This is a genomic window from Tabrizicola sp., assembly GCF_031377265.1.
GTDB lineage: Bacteria > Pseudomonadota > Alphaproteobacteria > Rhodobacterales > Rhodobacteraceae > JAUYQR01.
The window spans coordinates 1-4,976 of the sequence record NZ_JANMET010000161.1 but is presented as its reverse complement, the minus strand read 5'-3'; the positions used below and the strand labels follow the sequence as shown (position 1 = coordinate 4,976).

Here is a 4,976-nt window from a genome sequence, read left to right as displayed (position 1 = left end):
AGACGGCGGGGCCAAAGGGGGGCGGCAAGATCCGGGGTTTCGAATCGGCGGATCGCAGGTCAAGGCAGGTCTGGCGATAGATGGCCGGGTGACCGCGTCGGGCGAAGCCCCGACGCCGGTTGATGATCTTGCGGCGTTCGTAAGCTGTCTGGCAGGGTTTCTGCGGCCGTCGCTTGACGGCATCGCCATCTCGATTGCAGCAATCCCGGACCCGGTTATCGGTTTGGCCCCAGTCACCAGCACCCCTGCATTGACGACATGGATCAGGCAATTGTGCTGTGCAGGCGGCTTGGCCTACCGATCCTGGTGCTGAACGAGCCGAGTGCTTTGCCTTGGCCGAGGCGAGGCAGGGGGTTGGGGTCGGGCACCATGCGTTTGGCGTGAGCCTTGGCAGCGGCGTCGGCGGCGCGCGGGCTGACCGGCTGGTGGCTCTGTGGGCGGATCTGGTGTCGGGGCCGCTGGCAATGGTGGAAAATGTGCTGGGTGCCACCGTAGTGCCCGTGGGTTGCGGGCTGGCGAACGTGGAGCCGCTGATCGGGCGGCTGACAGCGCGGTGCGGGCCCGCGTGCTGCGCCAGACCACCGGGCCGCTGCTGGTTGCGGCACGCGGTACTGCCGAACCGGGCCTGATCGGGGCTGCCGACGCCGACATGGCGACGTTTCCGCGCCGCCAGACCTGAGCCTTTCTCGCAGTGCTTTCATTGACAGACCAAGGCTTTGGAGTGACGGTGCCGGACGTGAAACCGCCGCATGAGGCGCAGCGGAGGCGGTAGGAGGCGGGCATGGACATCACGCTGACATTCGAGCGGCCCGAGGATGGCCCGGAGACCGGGCCGGTAACGGTGGGCTGGTTCCTGACCTCGGACAAAGGCGCCGTCCTTTATGACCCGCCAGAGCGGTTGATCCAGCGCCCGCCGAACAAGGCCCATGCCAAAAGCGCCAGCCGCTGCCCGGCCGTGATCCAGCTGGAAAGCCGGTATTTCATGGTGAAATGCCCGTTCGATCTGCATATCGGCTTCAAGCGCGATGACAAGGGCAAGGCGGTGTTGGTCAACCGCGCTGGCGCTGCAAGCCCGGTACGTGGCAACAAGCTGGGCGATGTCATCGTGTTGATGAACGAGGCGGAATGGCGCTATCCTGACCGCCCGACGGTGCAGCTGCTGCTGCCCTACTGCTTTATCGCCGACGAGATGGTCTATCTGTCGCAAATCGGCACCTTCGCGCATTACCGCCCCGACCCGCTGCCCGGCACGATCTTTGGCGGGCGCTTTCCGTTGACCGTCTGGCCGCGCCCGCTGATGTGGGCGTTCGAATGGCATGCCCCCGATCAGGACCTGATCCTGAAGCGTGGCGAGCCGTTGTTCTATGTGCAGTTCGAAGCGGTCGATCCGACGCGCCCGGTGCAGTTGGTGGAAGCCGAGCGCACGCCGGAGCTTGTGGCCTATCTGGAAAAGATCGGCGGTGTGGCGAATTACGTGAACCAGACCTTCGGGTTGTTCAAGGCGGCCGAGGCGATGCGGCCAAAGCGGTTGCTGGTGCCAAAGAAGCGAGAGTGACCCCGGTTCCGCGGGTGGCTGGTCCCGGAGGGTTTCACACCCTCCGGACCACCCGTGGGATATTTGGCGAAGAGGAAGGTAATCTGCGTTGAATTGAAAGGTTAAGGTGGTGAAAAGTATCATCGAGACATTTGAGCTGGCGAGTGGTGCTGTGCGCGAGGTGCTGGCGGTCCCCGGCCGGATCGAAGCGCCGAATTGGGACCCGTCCGGCACCAGCCTGTTGGTCAATGGCGATGGGCTTTTGTACCGCGTGCCGCTGGATTCACCTGCGCTGGTTGCGGTGGATACCGGCTTTGCCAACCGCTGCAACAATGACCACGGCTTATCGCCGGATGGCAAGCGCATCGTGCTGTCGCATCATGCCGGGCGCGGATCAGAGATCTTTGTGATGCCCGCAGCCGGTGGGGTGCCGGTGGCGGTGACGCGTGACGCGCCAAGCTGGTGGCACGGCTGGTCGCCCGATGGGTCGCGGCTGGCCTATGTCGCGGCGCGGGACGGGCGCCGGGTTGTCGATGTCTACACGATCGGGTTGGACGGCGGCGACGAACAGCGCCTGACCATGGGCGAGGGGCATTGCGACGGGCCGGATTACTCGGCCGATGGCAGCCGGATCTATTACAACTGCGACCGCGGCGGGCATGCGCAGATCTGGGTGATGGCGGCGGATGGATCAGGCCAACGCCAGCTGTTCTCGGATGACCAGGTGAACTGGTTCCCGCATCCCTCACCTGATGGCCGTCATCTTGTTTACCTTGCCTATCCACCCGGAACCCTGGGCCACCCCGCCGATTTGCCCGTGGCGCTGGTGTTGTGCGACCCGGACGGGCGCAACCGCCGCCGCGTGCGCGAGTTTACCGGTGGGCAGGGCACGATCAATGTTCCAAGCTGGGCACCCGACAGCCACGCCTTTGCCTATGTGAGGTATCAACCATGAAGCGGATCGACGGAATTCGAAGCGGCGATCTGCTGATCGGCGCGGAAGCGGAGGCCAGAGTGACCGGCATGGTCGGCGGTCGCGTTCTGGTCGAAGGCCGGCTGCGGGATCTGGGCCGGTCTTGTGTCTTTCGCGATGATGATCTGATCTGAAATCAGGCCGGGCGCACGCGCCCCGGGCCGCGCTGATTGGGCCGCGCGTCGGCTTCGACGGAGGAAAGGGTGGTGCGTGGCAGCGGCAGAAACGCCTCGGGCACGCCGTAATTCGGTGTCAGGTGGCGCGGATCGCCCCAGACCGAGATGTAGATTTCGGGCGGGTGTCCGTTGGACAGGTGCTCTGGCACCAGATCGATGATCCGGATGCGCAGGGAATCGCCATGGCTGAGCGAGGGGGTAAGGATATCTTCGACCGATGGCCCAAGATGGCCGATCAACACCGTCTTGCGGCGGGGAATGACCCCAAGGATCGGCCTGCGGATCGTGGCGTAGACGCCAATCCTGCCATCTGGCAGGCGGTCGATGGACGCATGATCGCCGATCGCAAGATGGGCTCTGGCAACATGCACCAAAATCCCTTCGACCGGGGCCTTGTGGATGAGGGGCAGTTTGGTTTCGCTCATGCTGCGGGGCCTTTTGGCTGGCAAAGATTTACCATGGGTAGTCTGGCCCTGCTGTTGCAAGCCGGCTGTGCGGCCACGGCACAAAGCTGTCCTGATCCCGCCGACGCGGATTGGGTGAATCGGCGGATAGCTGCGTGAAGGTCTTTTTTTGGGCGAATTGATTTGGCTCAGCACGGGGATTGCAAAATGGGGATAGGTTTACCAGATGACGGGATAAGGCCTTGCAGGATGTGCTGGTGCACCGGGCATCCTGGATCAAGGCGCTTGAGCACAGGAGAATGACCGATGAATTTGGAGAAATTCACGGAGCGGTCGCGCGGTTTCCTTCAGGCCGCACAGACCATTGCCACCCGCGAAGGCCACCCGCGACTGGGGTCCGAGCATTTGCTGAAGGCGATCATGGATGACGATCAGGGTCTGGCCTCGAACCTGATCCGCCGGGCCGGGGGCGAACCCCAGCGGGTGAGCGAGGCGGTGATGCTGGCGCTGGGCAAACTGCCGAAAGTGTCGGGCGATGCGCAACCGTTCACCGATGCGAGCCTGGTCAAGGTGTTGGACGAGGCGGAAAAGCTGGCCAAAAAGGCTGGCGATGCCTTCGTGCCGGTGGAGCGGATGCTGATGGCGCTGGCCATGGTGCCCGGCAAAGCCAAGGAGGCGCTGGATGCTGGTGCCGTCACCGCGCAAAAGCTGAACGCTGCGATCAACGACATCCGCAAAGGGCGGACGGCAGATACCGCGAATGCCGAAGCTGGCTACGACGCGTTGAAGAAATATGCCCGCGATCTGACCGAGGCCGCCGCCGAAGGCAAGATCGACCCGATCATCGGGCGTGATGAGGAAATCCGCCGCACCATGCAGGTGCTGTCGCGCCGCACCAAGAACAACCCGGTGCTGATCGGCGAACCCGGCGTCGGCAAGACCGCGATCGCCGAAGGGCTGGCGCTGCGGATCGTTGACGGCGACGTGCCGGAGAGCCTGCGCAACAAGAAACTGATGGCGCTGGACATGGGCGCGCTGATCGCCGGGGCGAAGTATCGCGGTGATTTCGAGGAACGTCTGAAGGCCGTCCTGAACGAGGTCACGGCGGCGGCGGGCGAGGTGATCCTGTTCATCGACGAGATGCACACGCTGGTTGGCGCCGGCAAATCCGACGGCGCGATGGATGCCGCGAACCTGATCAAACCGGCGCTTGCCCGGGGCGAATTGCACTGCGTCGGCGCCACAACGCTGGATGAATATCGCAAATACGTGGAAAAGGACGCGGCCCTTGCCCGCCGGTTCCAGCCGGTGTTCGTGTCGGAGCCGACGGTGGAAGACACCATCTCTATCCTGCGCGGCATCAAGGAGAAGTACGAGCTGCACCACGGCGTGCGCATTGCCGATGCGGCGCTGGTAGCGGCGGCGACGCTGAGCCACCGCTACATCACCGACCGGTTCCTGCCCGACAAGGCCATCGACCTGATGGACGAAGCCGCCAGCCGCCTGCGGATGGAAGTCGACAGCAAGCCCGAAGAACTGGACCAGCTGGATCGCCAGATCCTGCAATTGCAGATCGAAGGCGAGGCGTTGAAGAAGGAAGACGACGCCGCCTCGAAGGACCGGCTCTTGAAGTTGGAAAAGGAACTGGCCGACCTGCAGGACCGCTCGTCCGAGATGACGGCGAAATGGCAGGCCGAACGCGACAGCCTCGAGGTCGCGCGCAGCCTGAAGGAAGACCTGGACCGCGCCCGCGCCGAACTGGAGCAAGCCAAGCGCGAGGGCGATTTTGCCAAGGCGGGCGAGCTACAATACGGTCGTATCCCCGACCTGGAAAAGAAACTGGTCGACGCCGAGGCCCGCGAGGGACAGGCGTTGGTCTCCGAGGCGGT

The 4,976-nt window shown here is 64.0% G+C and carries 7 protein-coding genes; 6 read left to right on the top strand and 1 reads right to left on the bottom strand.

Annotation, left to right across the window (positions count from 1 at the left end; all coding sequences use genetic code 11):
• The 5 genes from RMO18_RS09085 to RMO18_RS09065 all read left to right on the top strand — a co-directional run.
• The coding region (locus RMO18_RS09085) for a hypothetical protein (protein WP_405054037.1) at positions 1 to 313 on the top strand (313 nt) is incomplete at its 5' end.
• A 240-nt stretch (positions 314 to 553) separates the two neighbouring features.
• Positions 554 to 679, top strand: a complete 126-nt coding sequence (locus tag RMO18_RS09080) for a hypothetical protein (protein WP_309665381.1) — start codon at positions 554 to 556, stop codon at positions 677 to 679.
• Between the two features lie 102 nt (positions 680 to 781).
• The gene (locus RMO18_RS09075) at positions 782 to 1,555 is read left to right on the top strand and encodes a hypothetical protein (RefSeq protein WP_309665379.1); all 774 of its coding nucleotides are present in this window, start codon (positions 782 to 784) and stop codon (positions 1,553 to 1,555) included.
• 109 nt (positions 1,556 to 1,664) lie between these two features.
• Positions 1,665 to 2,489 (top strand): hypothetical protein, encoded by an 825-nt coding sequence (locus RMO18_RS09070; RefSeq protein ID WP_309665378.1) that lies wholly within the window; start codon positions 1,665 to 1,667, stop codon positions 2,487 to 2,489.
• A complete protein-coding gene (locus RMO18_RS09065; protein WP_309665376.1) occupies positions 2,486 to 2,641 on the top strand; it encodes a hypothetical protein in 156 nt (51 codons plus the stop codon). The genes RMO18_RS09070 and RMO18_RS09065 overlap by 4 nt, the downstream gene beginning before the upstream one ends.
• 2 nt (positions 2,642 to 2,643) lie before the next feature.
• On the opposite strand, the gene RMO18_RS09060 is transcribed toward RMO18_RS09065, so the two are convergent.
• A complete protein-coding gene (locus RMO18_RS09060) occupies positions 2,644 to 3,108 on the bottom strand; it encodes a hypothetical protein (protein WP_309665375.1) in 465 nt (154 codons plus the stop codon).
• 285 nt (positions 3,109 to 3,393) lie between these two features.
• Between RMO18_RS09060 and RMO18_RS09055 the strand changes: the two genes are divergently transcribed.
• Positions 3,394 to 4,976: Clp protease N-terminal domain-containing protein (locus RMO18_RS09055; protein ID WP_309665374.1), on the top strand; the 1,583-nt coding region annotated here is incomplete at its 3' end.

Excerpts from the sequence above, each read along its gene's own strand:
- RMO18_RS09075 (WP_309665379.1), top strand. The coding sequence starts at position 782 with ATGGACATCACGCTGACATTCGAGCGGCCCGAGGATGGCCCGGAGACC.
- RMO18_RS09060 (WP_309665375.1), bottom strand. The coding sequence starts at position 3,108 with ATGAGCGAAACCAAACTGCCCCTCATCCACAAGGCCCCGGTCGAAGGG.
- RMO18_RS09065 (WP_309665376.1), top strand. The coding sequence starts at position 2,486 with ATGAAGCGGATCGACGGAATTCGAAGCGGCGATCTGCTGATCGGCGCG.